The sequence below is a fragment of the Klebsiella sp. HMSC16A12 genome, from assembly GCF_001808265.1.
GTDB classification, from domain to species: Bacteria; Pseudomonadota; Gammaproteobacteria; order Enterobacterales; family Enterobacteriaceae; genus Klebsiella; species Klebsiella pneumoniae.
This window is the reverse complement of sequence record NZ_KV792606.1, coordinates 66750-82492: the sequence shown is the minus strand read 5'-3', so window position 1 is coordinate 82492 and position 15743 is coordinate 66750. Positions and strand designations below refer to the sequence as shown.

General features: G+C 58.6%; 14 protein-coding genes. All 14 read right to left on the bottom strand.

The window, feature by feature from the left end; genetic code table 11:
* Position 1: 1 nt before the first annotated feature.
* The 14 genes from ftsA to mraZ are packed head-to-tail and all read right to left on the bottom strand — an operon-like array spanning position 2 to position 15640.
* Positions 2-1264: a cell division protein FtsA gene (ftsA, locus tag HMPREF3140_RS11730; protein ID WP_002888625.1), complete on the bottom strand. Its 1263-nt coding sequence runs from the start codon at positions 1262-1264 to the stop codon at positions 2-4.
* On the bottom strand, positions 1261-2091 hold the full coding sequence (gene ftsQ / locus HMPREF3140_RS11725) for a cell division protein FtsQ (RefSeq protein WP_002888624.1): 831 nt from the start codon (positions 2089-2091) through the stop codon (positions 1261-1263). Before ftsQ ends, ftsA begins: the two co-directional genes overlap by 4 nt.
* A gap of 1 nt (position 2092) precedes the next feature.
* On the bottom strand, positions 2093-3013 hold the full coding sequence (locus tag HMPREF3140_RS11720) for a D-alanine--D-alanine ligase (RefSeq protein ID WP_023279854.1): 921 nt from the start codon (positions 3011-3013) through the stop codon (positions 2093-2095).
* The gene (gene murC, locus HMPREF3140_RS11715) at positions 3006-4481 is read right to left on the bottom strand and encodes a UDP-N-acetylmuramate--L-alanine ligase (RefSeq protein ID WP_004145947.1); all 1476 of its coding nucleotides are present in this window, start codon (positions 4479-4481) and stop codon (positions 3006-3008) included. Before murC ends, HMPREF3140_RS11720 begins: the two co-directional genes overlap by 8 nt.
* A 47-nt stretch (positions 4482-4528) precedes the next feature.
* Positions 4529-5599: an undecaprenyldiphospho-muramoylpentapeptide beta-N-acetylglucosaminyltransferase gene (gene murG / locus HMPREF3140_RS11710; RefSeq protein WP_002888566.1), complete on the bottom strand. Its 1071-nt coding sequence runs from the start codon at positions 5597-5599 to the stop codon at positions 4529-4531.
* On the bottom strand, positions 5596-6870 hold the full coding sequence (gene ftsW, locus HMPREF3140_RS11705; RefSeq protein WP_002888565.1) for a cell division protein FtsW: 1275 nt from the start codon (positions 6868-6870) through the stop codon (positions 5596-5598). Before ftsW ends, murG begins: the two co-directional genes overlap by 4 nt.
* Positions 6870-8186: a UDP-N-acetylmuramoyl-L-alanine--D-glutamate ligase gene (gene murD, locus HMPREF3140_RS11700; RefSeq protein ID WP_004151364.1), complete on the bottom strand. Its 1317-nt coding sequence runs from the start codon at positions 8184-8186 to the stop codon at positions 6870-6872. Before murD ends, ftsW begins: the two co-directional genes overlap by 1 nt.
* A gap of 2 nt (positions 8187-8188) precedes the next feature.
* Positions 8189-9271, bottom strand: a complete 1083-nt coding sequence (gene mraY / locus HMPREF3140_RS11695) for a phospho-N-acetylmuramoyl-pentapeptide-transferase (RefSeq protein WP_002888562.1) — start codon at positions 9269-9271, stop codon at positions 8189-8191.
* Positions 9265-10623, bottom strand: a complete 1359-nt coding sequence (murF, locus tag HMPREF3140_RS11690; RefSeq protein ID WP_004147073.1) for a UDP-N-acetylmuramoyl-tripeptide--D-alanyl-D-alanine ligase — start codon at positions 10621-10623, stop codon at positions 9265-9267. Before murF ends, mraY begins: the two co-directional genes overlap by 7 nt.
* Entirely contained in the window at positions 10620-12107 is a 1488-nt protein-coding gene (gene murE / locus HMPREF3140_RS11685; protein ID WP_070552993.1) for a UDP-N-acetylmuramoyl-L-alanyl-D-glutamate--2,6-diaminopimelate ligase, read from the bottom strand. Before murE ends, murF begins: the two co-directional genes overlap by 4 nt.
* Positions 12094-13860, bottom strand: coding sequence for a peptidoglycan glycosyltransferase FtsI (locus tag HMPREF3140_RS11680; RefSeq protein WP_002888559.1), 1767 nt, complete (start codon positions 13858-13860; stop codon positions 12094-12096). The genes murE and HMPREF3140_RS11680 overlap by 14 nt, the downstream gene beginning before the upstream one ends.
* 15 nt (positions 13861-13875) lie before the next feature.
* Entirely contained in the window at positions 13876-14241 is a 366-nt protein-coding gene (ftsL, locus tag HMPREF3140_RS11675; protein WP_002888550.1) for a cell division protein FtsL, read from the bottom strand.
* The gene (gene rsmH, locus HMPREF3140_RS11670; protein WP_002888547.1) at positions 14238-15179 is read right to left on the bottom strand and encodes a 16S rRNA (cytosine(1402)-N(4))-methyltransferase RsmH; all 942 of its coding nucleotides are present in this window, start codon (positions 15177-15179) and stop codon (positions 14238-14240) included. Before rsmH ends, ftsL begins: the two co-directional genes overlap by 4 nt.
* Positions 15180-15181: 2 nt before the next feature.
* Positions 15182-15640 (bottom strand): division/cell wall cluster transcriptional repressor MraZ, encoded by a 459-nt coding sequence (gene mraZ / locus HMPREF3140_RS11665; protein ID WP_002888541.1) that lies wholly within the window; start codon positions 15638-15640, stop codon positions 15182-15184.
* Between the last annotated feature and the right edge of the window lie 103 nt (positions 15641-15743).

Sequence of the window (15743 nt, the reverse complement as noted above, 5' to 3'; positions counted from 1 at the left end):
ATTAAAACTCTTTTCGCAGCCAGCTGTTGAGTCGCTTAATCCACGAGCCCACTGAGGCCGTCACGCGTTTTTCTACTTCCGCTTCACCACTGAGATGTGACTCTTTTCCGTAGTGCAGCAGCCCCACCGCCGTTGAATAATACGGCTCCTGGGCATAGTCGGTTAAACCGGTGATGTTCAGCGGCGCGCCAATGCGCACCTGAGTATGGAACACGCGCTGCGCACAGGCCGCCAGACCTTCAATTTGCGCCGCGCCGCCGGTTAACACAATCCCCGCCGCCAGATGATGTTTAACACCCTGCTGGCGGAGCTGTTCCTGCAGCTGCAGGATCTCTTCATTGACCAGGTTAAGCAGCTCGGTATAGCGCGGTTCAATCACCTCTGCCAACGTCTGACGCTGCAGGCTACGCGGAGGACGTCCACCGACGCTCGGTACTTCGACGTTTTCGTCTTTACCGACGATGGAACCCAATGCGCATCCGTGACGAACCTTAATCGCTTCGGCATCGCTCGGCGGCGTACCGAAGGCATAGGCGATATCGCTGGTCACCACGTTACCGGCATACGGGATCACTTTGGTGTGACGCAATGCGCCGCCGGTGTAGACGGCGATATCCATTGTACCACCGCCGATATCCACAACGCAGACGCCCAGCTCACGTTCGTCTTCTGTTAATACCGAATAACTGGCCGCTAACCCGGCGAAAATAAGTTGGTCAACTTTCAGACCACAACGTTCCACTGCTTTAACAATGTTTTTTGCCATATCGTTATGGCAGGTGATCAGATGCACCTTCGCCTGCATACGCACGCCGGACAGCCCTACCGGGTTTTTAATCCCTTCCTGGTAGTCGATAGCATATTCCTGCGGAATCACGTGCAGGACACGATGTTCATCGCGAACGCGAACCGACTTCGCGGTGTGGACCACATTCTCGACGTCGTCCTGCGTCACTTCTTCTTCCGAAATCGGTACCATCCCGATTTCATTCTGACAGCTTATATGTTTACCCGAAAGTGCCAAATAAACTGATGAAATCTGGCAATCCGCCATCAGTTCGGCCTGGTCGATGGCGCGCTGTACGCATTTCACCACCGACTCGAGGTCGTTCACACCGCCTTTATCCATACCACGCGATGGGCAACTGCCCACGCCGATGATATTGATCATGCCGTCGGGCAGAACTTCCCCTACTAAAGCGGCCACCTTGGCGGTGCCAATCTCCAGTCCAACTACCAGTTTTCTGTCCGTCGCCTTGATCATTGTTGTTCTGCCTGTGCCTGATTCTGTTGTTGATTAGTTTCCTCTGCGGGAGCAGGTACCCAGCCCACTGCCGCACCCGAGTCATAACGCAAATCAACGTAGCTAATCCGTTTGCCGTCGGTCTGCGCCTGCTGCTGAAGAACCGGGTAGAGTTCCATAAAGCGCTGAAGCCGTTTCATGGTATCGCCACGGCCAAGGTTGAGCTTGATGTCATTATTAAGCGTCAACTGCCAGGAGCGACGGGCGGTCATCGCCGCCACTTTCAACGTGAATTTATCCTTTGCCAGCACCTGCCCCATGTCACGATACCCCTGCAGCACTTCGTTCTCGCTGCCTTCGGGACCGTATAACATCGGTAAATTCTGTTTGCTGGTGCGATCCGCCGGCACGCTGAAGGCATTTCCTTCTGCATCCACCATATGTTGATCATTCCAGCGCGCAATCGGCACATATTCAACCAGATGAATCTTCAATTCATCGGGCCACTGCTTTCGGACGCTCGCCTGCTTAATCCACGGCAGACGTTCAATCTGGCTCTGGATGATGTTCACATCCTGAGTCATAAAGGTACCCGGCGAACCCAGCGCCAGGATCGCCTGACGGATGTCATCATTGCGCGTATAGTGGCGCTCGCCGGTCACCACCATCTTCGACAGCGGTAAGCGCTGCGCATCTTCCATCCAGCCAAGAACCATCCACCCGCTGACCAGCACGGTAAACAGCACCGCCAGCAGGAAAACGATCCCTGCCAGCCGCGTTCCATTACTCCGACGCGAAGAAGAAGCCTCTTCTTCATGGTTCCGCGTATTCAGCGCAGCCTGCGACATATCACCCCGCCAGGTCCAGAATTCGTACAACAAGCTGGGAGAAGCTCATTCCTGCCTGACGCGCCGCCATTGGCACAAGGCTGTGGCTGGTCATGCCCGGGGAAGTATTCGCTTCCAGCAGATAAAACTGGCCATCGCTGTCCAGCATCACGTCAATACGGCCCCAGCCTTTGCAACCCAGAATATTCCAGGCTTTAAGCACCAGGTTCTGAATAGCTGACTCACGCGCGGGATCTTCAAATCCTGGGCAGAAATATTGCGTCTCATCAGAGAGATACTTCGCCTCATAATCATAGAAGGTTCCCGCGGCCTGGATACGTATTGACGGTAAAATTTCTTCACCGACTATGGCGACGGTAAATTCCGGTCCACTGAGCCATTTTTCGACCAAAACTTCATCATCATGCTGAAAAGCCAACGCCAATGCACTCGCTAAATCACAACTTTCGCTGACTTTCGACATCCCGACGCTGGAGCCTTCACGGCTCGGCTTGATGATGACCGGCAGACCCAGCGCCGCAATTTGCTGTTCGACGTCAGTAGACAGCCCGGCGGCAAACTGGGCGCGGGTCAGCGCCACCCACGGCGCGACCGGTAATCCGGCGCCCTGCCACAGCCACTTGCTGCGCAGTTTATCCATTGAAATCGCCGAAGCCATCACGCCGCTGCCGGTATAAGGCAGCTGGATTAACTCCAGCAGCCCCTGCAGAGTGCCATCTTCCCCGCCGCGGCCGTGGAGGGCAATAAACGCTTTCTTAAAGCCCTGCTTTTTTAGCTGGGTAATATCAACATCGCGCGGGTCGACCGGATGGGCGTCCACCCCGCCTTCACGCAGCCCGGCCAGCACCGCCGCGCCTGAATTCAGCGACACTTCACGTTCAGCGGAGGTTCCACCGGAAAGCACCGCGATTTTATCAGCCATGGCGCTCCTCCTCCGTTTTTTGCGGGATCAGTTTGATTTCAGCCAGGTGGCGGGCGATTTTACCGATGTTACCGGCGCCCTGCACCAGTACTAAATCGTTGCCGGTCAGGACTGACGCCAGCATCTCCGCGGCCTGGGCCGAATCGGGCACCAGGATCGGATCCACTTTCCCGCGACCGCGAATGGTACGGCACAGCGAGCGGCTGTCGGCGCCCGGGATCGGCGCTTCGCCCGCCGGATAGACGTCCAGCATCAGCAGGGCATCCACCTGGGTCAGCACGTTGGCAAAATCATCATACAGATCGCGGGTACGGGTATAACGGTGCGGCTGGAATACCATCACCAGGTTTTTATCCGGCCAGCCAGCGCGCGCTGCTTTAATGGTGGCGTCCACTTCCGTCGGGTGGTGACCGTAATCATCGATCAGCATCGCGCTGCCCGGTTTGCCGTTGACTTCGGCCAGCGGAAACTCGCCAAGAAAATCAAAGCGGCGTCCTGTTCCCTGGAAGCTCTCCAGTGCGCGCAGAATAGCCCGATCGTCAATCCCCTCTTCCGTCGCCACGGCGACGGCCGCCGCCGCGTTCAGCGCGTTATGGCGTCCCGGGGCATTGAGCGTCACCTGCAGGATCGCTTTATCCTGGCGCACCAGGCGGAAATGCCCCTGCGCCCCAACCTGACGATAGTCCTCGACGCGCACGTCGGCGTCGTCGCTAAAACCGTAGGTAGTGATCTGCCGGCCAACGCGCGGCAGCAATTCCCGGATCACCGGATCGTCCACGCACATCACCGCGCGTCCGTAGAACGGCAGGTTGTGCAGGAAGTTGATAAAGGTCTGCTTCAGATTCTCAAAGTCGCCATGGTAGGTATCCATGTGATCGGCTTCGATGTTGGTGACAATGGCCACCATCGGCTGCAGATGCAGAAACGACGCGTCGCTCTCATCCGCTTCCGCGATCAGGTAACGGCTATGGCCAAGACGGGCATGTACGCCCGCCGCTTTTACCAGTCCGCCGTTGACGAAGGTCGGGTCCAGCCCGGCCTCGGCGTAAATGCTGGATACCATCGCGGTGGTGGTGGTTTTGCCGTGGGTCCCGGCAATGGCGATCCCGTGGCGAAAGCGCATCAGCTCCGCCAGCATTTCGGCACGACGGATCACCGGGATACGCGCCTCATGCGCGGCAACGATTTCCGGGTTATCTGCAGAAATCGCGCTGGAAACGACAACCACGCTGGCATCACGCACGTTTTCCGGGCGATGGTTGAAATAAATGGTGGCGCCAAGCTGCGACAGCTGCTGGGTCACCGGATTCGGCGCCAGGTCGGAGCCGCTGATCTGGTAACCTTCGTTAGCCAACACTTCGGCAATACCGCCCATACCGGCACCGCCGATGCCGACAAAATGAATGTGCCGAACGCGACGCATCTCGGGCACTATGGAACGCAGTTTTGCCAAATCTTGTGTATTCATTCTTTACGCCATCAACTTCTGTATTCGGGCGGTGAAAATCACCGCAATTAGCGCGCCAAAGCTACGGCGCTGACCTCTTCTGCTACCCGCTCGGTAGCGTCCGGAATCGAAGCGCCACGCGCTCGTTCCGCCATATCCAGCAAGGTTTCGCGATCCCAGCTCGCCAGGGTAGAGGCAACCGCCTCTACCGTGAACTCAGGCTGTTCAAGAATTTTCGCCGCGCCGGCTTTCTCCAGCGGCAGCGCATTCCAGTACTGCTGACGATCTTTGTGCTGGAACGGGACAAACAGCGCTGGTAAACCTGCGGCCGCGATTTCGCTAACCGTCAGCGCGCCGGAACGGCAAACCACAACATCTGCCCAGGCATACGCCGCGGCCATGTCATCAATAAATTCCGTCACTTTATGCTGCGGCTGTCCGGCGGCGGCATAGGCCTGCTGCACGGTTTGCTGGCCGCCTTTGCCGCTTTGATGCCAGATGGTCACCGTAGCGCCGAGCTTCGCCGCCACCTGCGGCATCGTCTGGTTCAGGACGCGCGCGCCCTGAGAGCCACCGACCACCAGCACGCGAATCGGCCCCTGACGGCCAACCAGACGCTGACCTGGCAGCGGCAGCGCCAGTACATCGGTGCGCACCGGGTTCCCAACGACGTCCGCATGCGGGAACGCGCCGGGAAACGCCTGCATCACTTTCTTCGCAATCTTCGCCAGCCACTTGTTAGTCAGGCCGGCAATGCCGTTTTGCTCGTGGAGGACCACCGGGATCCCCAGCGACCACGCCGCCAGACCGCCAGGCCCGGAAACATAGCCGCCCATACCCAGCACCACGTCCGGCTGGAAACGCTTCATGATCGCCCGCGCCTGACGCCAGGCGTTAAAGATACGCACCGGCGCCAGTAGCTGCGCTTTGATACCTTTGCCACGCAGGCCGGAGATACGGATAAAATCAATTTCGATGCCGTTTTTCGGCACTAAATCCGCTTCCATACGATCGGCGGTACCCAGCCAGCGAACCTGCCAGCCCTGGTCCATTAAATGGTGCGCGACCGCCAGTCCCGGGAACACATGCCCGCCGGTACCGCCCGCCATCACCATCAACCGCTTTTCCTGACCGCTCATCGCACACCCCGTGTAAACGCCTGGGCTTTTTCCAGACGCGTTTCATAATCAATTCGCAACAACAACATAATGGCCGTCGACATAATCAACAGACTGGAACCACCATAACTGATCAGCGGCAGCGTCAGACCTTTCGTCGGCAGCATCCCCGCCGCCGCGCCGACGTTAACTAACGCCTGGAAGCTAAACCAGATACCAATCGCACAGGCGAGGAAGCCGGAAAAGCGATGATCGATCTCCAGCGCTTTACGGCCAATCGACATGGCGCGGAAAGCGACGAAGAATACCATTAAAAGCGCCAGTACCACACCGATATAACCGAGTTCTTCGCCGATAATGGCGAAGATAAAGTCAGTGTGCGCTTCCGGTAAATACTCCAGTTTTTGCACCGAGTTGCCGAGGCCCTGCCCCCACATCTCGCCGCGGCCGAAAGCCATCAGCGACTGGGTCAGCTGGTAGCCGCTGCCGAACGGGTCTTCCCACGGGTTCCAGAAGGAGGTCACGCGGCGAATACGGTATGGTTCGGCGAGGATCAGCAGGACCACCGCCGAAATACCCATGCCGATAATGGCGATGAACTGCCACAGCTTCGCGCCGGCGAGAAACAGCATCGCCAGCGTGGTGACGAACAGGACCACCACGGTACCGAGGTCAGGCTGCGCCAGCAGCAGGATGGCCAGTACGAAAATCACGCCCATCGGTTTTAAGAAGCCGCGCAGGTTGTTACGCACTTCGTCGGCTTTACGCACCAGATAGTTGGCGATGTAGCAGAACAGCGACAGCTTGGTGAACTCCGCCGGCTGAATACGCAGCGGACCAAGGGCTATCCAGCGCGATGCGCCGTTTACCGAGCTGCCTACTACCAGTACGATCAGCAGCATGACGATCGAGGCGATCAGCATCGCGGTACTGTGGCGCTGCCAGAAATCCATCGGCAGACGTAGCGTAATCATCGCCAGCGCGAAGGCCAGCACAATGTACAGGCCGTCACGCTTGGCGAAGAGGAAAGGATCGTTCGCCAGGCGCTGTCCGACCGGCATCGACGCCGAGGTCACCATAATAAAGCCGATCGCCGCCAGGCCGAAGGTCAGCCATAGCAGCATCCGGTCATACATCACCAGACTGTCGTTATCTTTCGGGCGCGAGCCCATCACCCAGCCTTTCAGCGCAGCGAATAGCCAGGCGAAAATAAACATCCCCGGCAATCGCGGCAGTCTCAGCCGAGGCAGGCTCAGCTGCGGCATTCTCAGGCGTGGGAGAGAGAAACGCATCAACCTAACTCCTTCGCCAGACGGGCAAACATCTCGCCCCGTTGTTCAAAGTTCTTAAACTGATCCAGGCTAGCGCAGGCCGGCGACAGGAGCACCATGTCCCCCGCTTTCACCAGGGGAGCAATCTGACGCATCGCCTGTTCCATAGTCTCAGTTTGTACCGCCACCTCAGGACGCAGCTCAGCGAGCTCGGCGCCATCGCGACCAAAGCAGTACAGGCGAATACGATCGCCGCCGAGGTAGCGCTTCAGCGGGGTAAAATCAGCGGACTTGCCGTCGCCGCCCAGCAGCAGATAGAGCGTGCCGTCCAGCTGCAGGCCGTTCAGCGCCGCCTCGGTGCTGCCGACGTTGGTCGCCTTCGAGTCGTTAATCCAGCGTACGCCGTTGTGATCCAGCACCAGCTGGAAACGGTGCGCCAGACCGGTAAAGGTGGTCAGCGCCTTCAGGCTGCTGGCCCGCGGCAGACCCGCGGCATCGGCCAGCGCCAGCGCCGCCAGGGCGTTGCTGTAGTTATGCTGACCGGTGAGAGGCATCTCTTTCACATTGAGGACTTTCTCACCTTTAACGCGCAGCCAGGTTTCGCCCTGCTGGCGGTTAAGGTGGTAGTCACCGACATCGACGCCAAAGCTAATGCAGCGTTCGTCCGCCCCGCGTACCGGCATGGTGAGCGCATCGTCCGCGTTCACCACGCAGGTCTTCGCATTCTCGTAAATCCGCAGCTTCGCCGCGCGATACTGCTGCAGCCCCAGCGGGTAGCGGTCCATATGGTCCTCAGTCACGTTGAGGATGGTTGCCGCCACCGCCTGCAGGCTGGAGGTGGTTTCCAGCTGGAAGCTGGAGAGCTCCAGCACATACAGCTCTCGATCGGTGTCCAGCAGCATCAGCGCCGGCAGGCCGATATTGCCGCCCACGCCGACGTTAACTCCAGCGGCTTTCGCCATCTCGCCCACCAGGGTAGTAACAGTGCTTTTGCCGTTAGAACCGGTAATGGCGATAATCGGCGCCTGCGCTTCGCGGCAGAACAGTTCGATATCGCCAACGATCTCTACGCCAGCGTCGGCCGCTGCGCTGAGCGAAGGATGGGCCAGCGCAATCCCCGGACTGGCGACAATCAGGTCCGCCGCCAGCAGCCAGGTATCATTGAGTCCGCCGACATGGCATTCGACCGATTCGGGTAATTTATCCAGCCCCGGAGGCGCGACGCGGGTGTCCATCACGCGCGGGGTTACGCCGCGCGCCATGAAAAAGTCCACGCATGACAGGCCGGTCATGCCCAGCCCAATTATGACGACTTTTTTACCCTGATAATCTGCCATGATTAACGTACCTTCAGCGTCGCCAGGCCAATCAGCACCAGCATCAGCGAAATAATCCAGAAGCGCACGATAACGCGCGGCTCCGGCCAGCCTTTCAGTTCATAGTGGTGGTGGATCGGCGCCATGCGGAAGATGCGCTGACCGCGCAGCTTAAAGGAGCCGACCTGCAGAATAACCGACAGCGTTTCCACCACGAAAACCCCGCCCATGATCACCAGCAGGAACTCCTGACGCAGCAGCACGGCGATAATGCCCAACGCGCCGCCGAGCGCCAGTGAACCGACGTCGCCCATAAAGACTTGCGCCGGGTAGGTGTTGAACCACAGGAAGCCCAGCCCCGCCCCGACAATCGCCGTACAGACGATCACCAGCTCGCCGGCGTGGCGCAGATACGGGATATGCAGGTAGTTGGCAAAATTCATGTTGCCGGTGGCCCATGCCACCAGCGCAAAGCCTGCCGCGACGAAAACGGTCGGCATAATCGCCAGGCCGTCGAGGCCGTCGGTCAGGTTGACGGCGTTGCCGGTACCGACGATAACGAAGTAGGCCAGCAAGATATAGAACAGCCCCAGCTGCGGCATTACGTCTTTAAAGAACGGCACCACCAGCTCGGTTGCCGGGGTATCTTTCCCCGCCAGATACAGCGCGAAGGCCACGCCCAGGGCGATCACCGACATCCAGAAATACTTCCAGCGGGCGATCAGGCCTTTGGTATCTTTGCGCACGACTTTACGGTAATCATCAACGAAACCGATGATGCCGTAGCCGATTAATACCGTCAGTACGCACCAGACGTACGGGTTAGATGGATAGGCCCACAGCAGAACGGAAACGGTGATCGCGGTGAGGATCATGATCCCGCCCATGGTCGGAGTACCGCGTTTACTGAAATGAGACTCCGGGCCGTCGTTACGTACGACCTGGCCAAAGGCGAGTTTTTGCAGACGGGCGATCATGCGCGGGCCCATCCACAACGAGATGAACAGCGCGGTCAGCAGGCTGACGATGGCGCGAAACGTCAGATATGAAAAGACGTTAAAGCCGGAATAATATTTGACCAAGTGTTCGGCCAGCCATACTAACATGTCCCAGTCTCCTGTAATGCGCGTACTACCTCTTCCATGGCGGCACTACGTGAACCCTTCACTAAAATGGTCATTATTTTGTGCTCCGCCAGCAGCTCGCGCAGGCGAGCCACCACGGCGGCTTTATCGTTAAAATGTTCGCCCACGCCGCTGGCGCGGCTGATATCCGCGCTCAAGGCGCCGACGCTGAGGACGCAATCCAGACCCGCCGCTTTCGCCGCTTCGCCGACTTCGCGATGGCAGGCCGCGCTCTCCGCGCCAAGCTCTGCCATATCGCCGACCACCATCGTGCGAAAGCCGGGCATCTCTGACAGCACCTGCACCGCCGCGGTCATCGAACCAACGTTAGCGTTATAGGAATCATCCAGCAGCAGCTGGCTCTCGGTCAGCCGGATCGGGAACAGACGTCCCGGAACGGCCTGCAGCTGCGCCAGTCCGGCTTTCACCGCCGCCAAATCGGCGCCTACCGCCATCGCCAGCGAAGTGGCGGCCAGCGCATTAGCGATGTTGTGGCGTCCCGGCAGCGGCAGCAGTACGTCAACGTTGCCGGTTGGGGTCTGCAGCGTAAATTCGGTGCCGTGGCTGGTGATCTGCACGTTGGTCGCCGTGAAATCGCTGTTCGCCGCGTTCGGCGAGAAGCGCCACACTTTGCGATCGCCAATCACCGCCTGCCAGTTCAGCCAGTCGTTATTGTCGGCATTGAGGATGGCGATGCCATTTTCCGGCAGACCGGTATAGATTTCGCCCTTCGCCTTCGCCACGCCCGCCAGCGAACCGAAACCTTCCAGGTGCGCCGCAGCAAGGTTGTTGACCAGCGCCGCTTCCGGACGCGTCAGGCTGACGGTCCAGGCGATTTCGCCCTGGTGGTTGGCGCCGAGTTCGATCACCGCGTACTGATGCTCTTTGGTCAGCCGCAGCAGCGTCATCGGGACGCCGATATCGTTGTTCAGGTTGCCGGCGGTATACAGCGTGTTGCCGCACTGGCTGAGGATCGCCGCGGTCATCTCTTTAACCGAGGTTTTACCGGACGAGCCGGTCAGGGCGACGACGCGAGTCGGCACCTGCTGACGCACCCAGGCGGCTAACTCACCGAAAGCCTGCCGGGTATCGTTCACAATCACCTGCGGGAGATCGCAGGCCAGCGGACGACTCACCAGCAGCGCGCCGGCGCCCGCCGCTTTCGCCTGTTCGGCAAAATCATGGGCGTCGAAACGCTCCCCTTTCAGCGCCACAAACAGGCAGCCCGTCGTCACTTTACGGGTATCGGTGGTCACCTCGTCGATAGCGACATCGCTACCCTGCCGTTCGCCATGGGCGATCGCGGCAAGTTGACTTAACGTAAAGCGAATCATGCTACCGCTCCCAGCAGACGCGCGACGGTCACGCGGTCGGAATAATCCAGACGGCGGTTGCCGACGATCTGGTAATCTTCATGGCCTTTACCCGCCACCAGCACCACGTCGTTCTCTTTCGCCTGCATCACGGCGTTGGTCACCGCTTCCGCGCGGCCTTCCATCACCTTCGCCTGACCTGCATCGAGCATGCCGGCCAGAATATCGTTGATAATCGCCCGCGGCTCTTCGGTGCGCGGGTTATCGTCAGTAACGACCACGATGTCGGCAAACTCTTCCGCGATAGCGCCCATCAACGGACGTTTACCTTTGTCGCGGTCGCCGCCGCAGCCGAAGACGCACCACAGCTTGCCGCTGCAGTGCAGGCGTGCCGCCTGCAGCGCTTTTTCCAGCGCGTCAGGCGTATGGGCATAATCTACCACCACGGCAGGTTTACCCGGCGCGCTGAACACTTCCATACGGCCGCACACCGGCTGTAAACGCGCTGCGCTCTTCAGCAGATCGGCCAGCGGATAGCCCAGCGCCAGCAGCGTGGCCAGCGCCAGCAGCAGGTTGCTGACGTTAAATGCGCCCATCAGGCGGCTTTCGATTTCGCCCTTGCCCCAGCTGGAGTCAAACTGGATGGTCGCCCCGCTGTCGTGATAGTTCACCGCGGTGGCCTTTAGCCAGCGGCCGTGGCAATTCGGGTTGATATGATCTTCCATCGATACCGCCCCCGCGTCCGGCAGCTTCGCCAGCCAGCGACGACCGACTTCATCGTCAGCATTGACGATGGCCTGACCGCAATGATGGGTGGAGTACAGCAGCCATTTCGCCGCTTCGTAGTGCTCCATGTCGCCATGGTAGTCGAGATGATCGCGGCTGAGATTGGTAAACACCGAGGCGGCAAACTGCAGGGCCGCTACGCGGTGCTGTACCAGACCGTGGGAGGAGACTTCCATCGCGCCGAAGGTAGCCCCCTGCCCGACCAGACTGGAGAGCACATGTTGAACGTCCACCGCGGAACCGGTGGTGTTTTCAGTTGGAACGACTTTATCCAGCAGACCGTTACCGACGGTCCCCATCACCGCGCTGGTTTCGCCGAGCAGCTTTGCCCACTGCGCCAGCAGCTGAGTGGTGGTGGTTTTCCCGTTGGTGCCGGTGACGCCCACCAGACGCAGCTGCTGCGACGGCTGATGATAAAAACGCCCGGCCAGCGCCGATAAGCGTTCGTTAAGCTGGCTCAGGTAGATAACCGGCACGCCGTGCATTTCACGGATCTCACCGTCTTTAGCTTCGCCCTGCGCTTCAGCAATAATGGCAGCCACACCTTGCGCTATCGCCTGCGGGATATAACGACGCCCGTCCGCCTGATGACCCTGTACCGCGATAAAGAGATCGCCGGAAGCAGCCACCCGGCTGTCCAGCGTCATCTCTCGCAGAATGCGCTCCGGTGCGTTTGGCACCCATGGAGCGAGTAGGTCGCGCAAATTACGATCTGCCACCTGTTCCCTCGCCTTGATTAATTACAAATTCACTTTTTTCGCCCGTTGCCAGCGCATCCGGCTCGATGTTCATGGTGCGCAATACGCCGCCCATGATGGCACCGAAGACCGGCGCGGAAACGGCGCCACCGTAGTATTTACCTGCCTGCGGGTCGTTGATCACCACCACCAGCGCGAAGCGCGGATGGCTGGCGGGCGCAACGCCTGCGGTGTAAGCAATATATTTGTTGATATAGCGGCCATCCGGCCCCACTTTTTTCGCCGTACCGGTTTTAATCGCGATGCGATAGCCTTTGATCGCCGCTTTCACACCGCCGCCGCCGGGCAGCGCCACGCTTTCCATCATATGAACGACGGTACGAACGAGTGATTCCGGGAAGACGCGCTCGCCCGGAACCGGAGGATCAACCTTGGTAATCGACAACGGGCGATAGATGCCATAGCTGCCAATCGTTGCGTAGACACGCGCTAACTGTAACGGGGTTACCATTAGCCCATAGCCGAAAGAAAAGGTGGCCCTCTCTATGTCAGACCACCGTTGTTTTTGAGGATATAAGCCACTGCGTTCTCCGACCAACCCCAAATTGGTCGCCTTTCCAAGCCCAAAACGTGAGTAAGTATCTACTAACGCTGAGGACGGCATCGCTAACGCCAGCTTAGAAACACCGACGTTACTCGACTTCTGTAGCACCCCGGTCAGGGTCAATTCGCTATAGCGCGCCACATCTTTGATTTCGTGGCCGTTAATTCGATAAGGCACGGTATTGAGCACGGTATTTTCGTTGACGATACCGCGCTGCAGCGCCGTCATGACCACCATCGGTTTCACCGTCGAACCCGGCTCAAACACGTCGGTAATCGCACGGTTACGCATGGTGTCTTTTGCCGTACCGGCGAAGTTGTTCGGGTTATAGGATGGGCTGTTGGCCATCGCCAGCACTTCACCGGTGTTAACATCCACTAACACGGCGCTGCCCGACTCGGCTTTGTTAAAGGCCACGGCGTTGTTCAGCTCGCGATAGACCAGCGCCTGCAGGCGTTCGTCGATACTCAGCGCCAGGTTGTGCGCTGCCTGGCTATCGGTAGAAGAGATGTCTTCAATTACCCGGCCATAGCGGTCTTTACGCACGATACGCTCGCCCGGCTGGCCGGTAAGCCATTTATCAAAGCTTTTCTCAACCCCTTCAATCCCCTGGCTATCGACGTTGGTAAAGCCGATGAGGTGAGCGGTTACTTCCCCGGAAGGGTAGTACCGACGGGATTCTTCGCGCAGATGAATGCCCGGCAGCTTCAGCTTCTTGATGTAATCGGCCATGTCAGGGTTAACCTGACGCGCCAGATAGATAAACCGCATCCGCGGATTGGTATTGATGCGCGTCGCCAGCTGATCCAGCGGCATATTGAGGGCATCCGCCAGCGCCTTCCAGCGTGTATCCAGGGTAACCCCGCCGGCGTCATGGAGCTCTTTCGGGTCGGCCCAGATAGCCTTCACCGGCACGCTGACCGCCAGCGGACGTCCGGAGCGATCGGTAATCATCCCGCGCGCGGTGGACACTTCCTGTACGCGCAGAGAACGCATATCGCCCTGGCGCACCAGCATATCGGGGCTGATCACCTGTAGCCAGGCGACGCGACCCAGCAGAAAAGCCAGCGCCAGCAGAATACAGCCGCACAGCAACGCAAAACGCCAACTGATAAAGTTGGCCTGTTCTTCCTGACGTTTTGCTTTAGGCGTTTTTGGCGCTGCTTTCATCCGTCGCAATAATCCTTATTTCTGTACAACGATATTTTCTTGTGATGGATCGACGTGTTGCATCTGTAACTTCTCGGTCGCGATCCGCTCAACCCGACTGTGATCGCCGAGCGCGTTCTCTTCGAGGATCAGGTTGCGCCACTCAATATCCAGGGCGTCGCGCTCCAGAACCAGCTGTTCACGCTGCGCGGTCAACAGGCGTGTGTGATGCGCAGTGGTGACCACGGTAATCGCCGTAATAATGATGCAAATGAACAGGCAGAGTGGCAGTTTCCCAAACCGCAGAAGGTCGTCCCCGATCACGCCAGGCAAAGCATGGCGCTCGTTGCTTCCAATCGACCCTTTAACCTTGCTTAAGGCCTCTGTCACTCTGCCGATCATGCGTTCGTCCTCTCTGCGATACGCAGCACTGAACTACGGGCGCGTGGATTCTCTGCCACCTCTTCTTCGCCCGGCATCAACTTGCCTAGTGCTCGCAACTCACGGCCGCCCAGTTTTTTGAGCTGCGCTTCGGTCATCGGTATTCCCGCCGGAACCTGCGGACCGCGGCTTTGCTCACGCATAAAGCGCTTCACAATGCGATCTTCCAGCGAATGAAAACTAATGATCGACAGCCGCCCGCCCGGGGCCAGCACGCTGAGCGAGCTTTTTAGCGCCTGCTCTATCTCCTCCAGTTCACTGTTTACCCATATGCGCACCGCCTGGAAGGTACGGGTCGCGGGATGTTTGTGCTTATCTTTTACCGGCATCGCCGCGGCGATGACTTCCGCCAGCTCTTTGGTGCGGGTCATCGGCTGAATGCGATTACGTTCGACGATCGCGCGGGCGATACGTTTGCCGAAACGCTCTTCGCCAAAGGTTTTAATCACCCAGGCGATATCGTCTTCTTCAGCCGTCTGCAGCCATTCGGCTGCGGACTGACCGCGCGTCGGATCCATGCGCATATCCAGCGGCCCGTCACGCATAAAGGAAAAGCCGCGTTCCGCATCGTCAAGCTGCGGGGAAGAGACGCCGAGATCGAGCAGAATGCCGTCGATCTTACCGGTAAGATTGCGCTCGCCGACGTACTCAGCGAGTTGTGAAAAGGGACCATGTACGATGGAAAAGCGGGGGTCATCGATGGTTTGCGCGACGGCAATAGCCTGCGGGTCGCGATCGATAGCCAGCAAGCGTCCTTCCGCACCCAGCCGGGAGAGGATCAGGCGCGAGTGACCGCCGCGGCCAAAAGTACCATCAATATAGATACCGTCTGGACGAATATTGAGGCCGTTGACGGCTTCATCCAGAAGTACCGTAGTATGTTTATAATTTTCCATCATTTTTATAAGGACAAATCCTGCAGGCGCTCCGACAGTTCACCGGTCGCGGACTGCTCAGCGTCGATATCTTCCTTGACCCGTTGATACCAGGTCGTTTCATCCCACAGTTCAAATTTATTAAACTGCCCGACCAGCATCACTTCTTTTGTCAGCCCGGCATGCTGCCGTAACACCGGCGCAATCAGCAAGCGGCCGGCATTATCCATCTGACATTCGCTGGCATGACCCAAAAGCAAACGCTGTACGCGCCGCTCAACGGGATTCATGCTCGATAAACGCGACAATTTCTGCTCGATGACTTCCCATTCAGGCAATGGATAAAGCAGCAGGCACGGGTGATGAATGTCAATGGTGCATACCAATTGACCGGCAGCGTCCTCGATCAGCCCTTCGCGATAGCGCGTTGGCACGGCCAGGCGGCCTTTGCTGTCGAGATTGACTAACGTTGCTCCACGGAACATGCCAGCCTCACCCCTTTTCGCCACTTTACCCCACAAATTCCCACCAGAAGGAGTTTACGGAGCGGAGGAAAAGCTTGTCAAGCCAGCACGGATGCCAACGGAG

What these genes read in the sequence shown, in the direction of transcription:
- murD (WP_004151364.1), bottom strand. Translation starts at nt 8,186, where the DNA reads ATGGCAGATTATCAGGGTAAAAAAGTCGTCATAATTGGGCTGGGCATG.
- ftsQ (WP_002888624.1), bottom strand. Translation starts at nt 2,091, where the DNA reads ATGTCGCAGGCTGCGCTGAATACGCGGAACCATGAAGAAGAGGCTTCT.
- ftsW (WP_002888565.1), bottom strand. Translation starts at nt 6,870, where the DNA reads ATGCGTTTCTCTCTCCCACGCCTGAGAATGCCGCAGCTGAGCCTGCCT.
- murG (WP_002888566.1), bottom strand. Translation starts at nt 5,599, where the DNA reads ATGAGCGGTCAGGAAAAGCGGTTGATGGTGATGGCGGGCGGTACCGGC.
- murC (WP_004145947.1), bottom strand. Translation starts at nt 4,481, where the DNA reads ATGAATACACAAGATTTGGCAAAACTGCGTTCCATAGTGCCCGAGATG.
- mraZ (WP_002888541.1), bottom strand. Translation starts at nt 15,640, where the DNA reads ATGTTCCGTGGAGCAACGTTAGTCAATCTCGACAGCAAAGGCCGCCTG.
- ftsA (WP_002888625.1), bottom strand. Translation starts at nt 1,264, where the DNA reads ATGATCAAGGCGACGGACAGAAAACTGGTAGTTGGACTGGAGATTGGC.
- HMPREF3140_RS11680 (WP_002888559.1), bottom strand. Translation starts at nt 13,860, where the DNA reads ATGAAAGCAGCGCCAAAAACGCCTAAAGCAAAACGTCAGGAAGAACAG.
- HMPREF3140_RS11720 (WP_023279854.1), bottom strand. Translation starts at nt 3,013, where the DNA reads ATGGCTGATAAAATCGCGGTGCTTTCCGGTGGAACCTCCGCTGAACGT.
- mraY (WP_002888562.1), bottom strand. Translation starts at nt 9,271, where the DNA reads ATGTTAGTATGGCTGGCCGAACACTTGGTCAAATATTATTCCGGCTTT.
- murF (WP_004147073.1), bottom strand. Translation starts at nt 10,623, where the DNA reads ATGATTCGCTTTACGTTAAGTCAACTTGCCGCGATCGCCCATGGCGAA.
- rsmH (WP_002888547.1), bottom strand. Translation starts at nt 15,179, where the DNA reads ATGATGGAAAATTATAAACATACTACGGTACTTCTGGATGAAGCCGTC.
- ftsL (WP_002888550.1), bottom strand. Translation starts at nt 14,241, where the DNA reads ATGATCGGCAGAGTGACAGAGGCCTTAAGCAAGGTTAAAGGGTCGATT.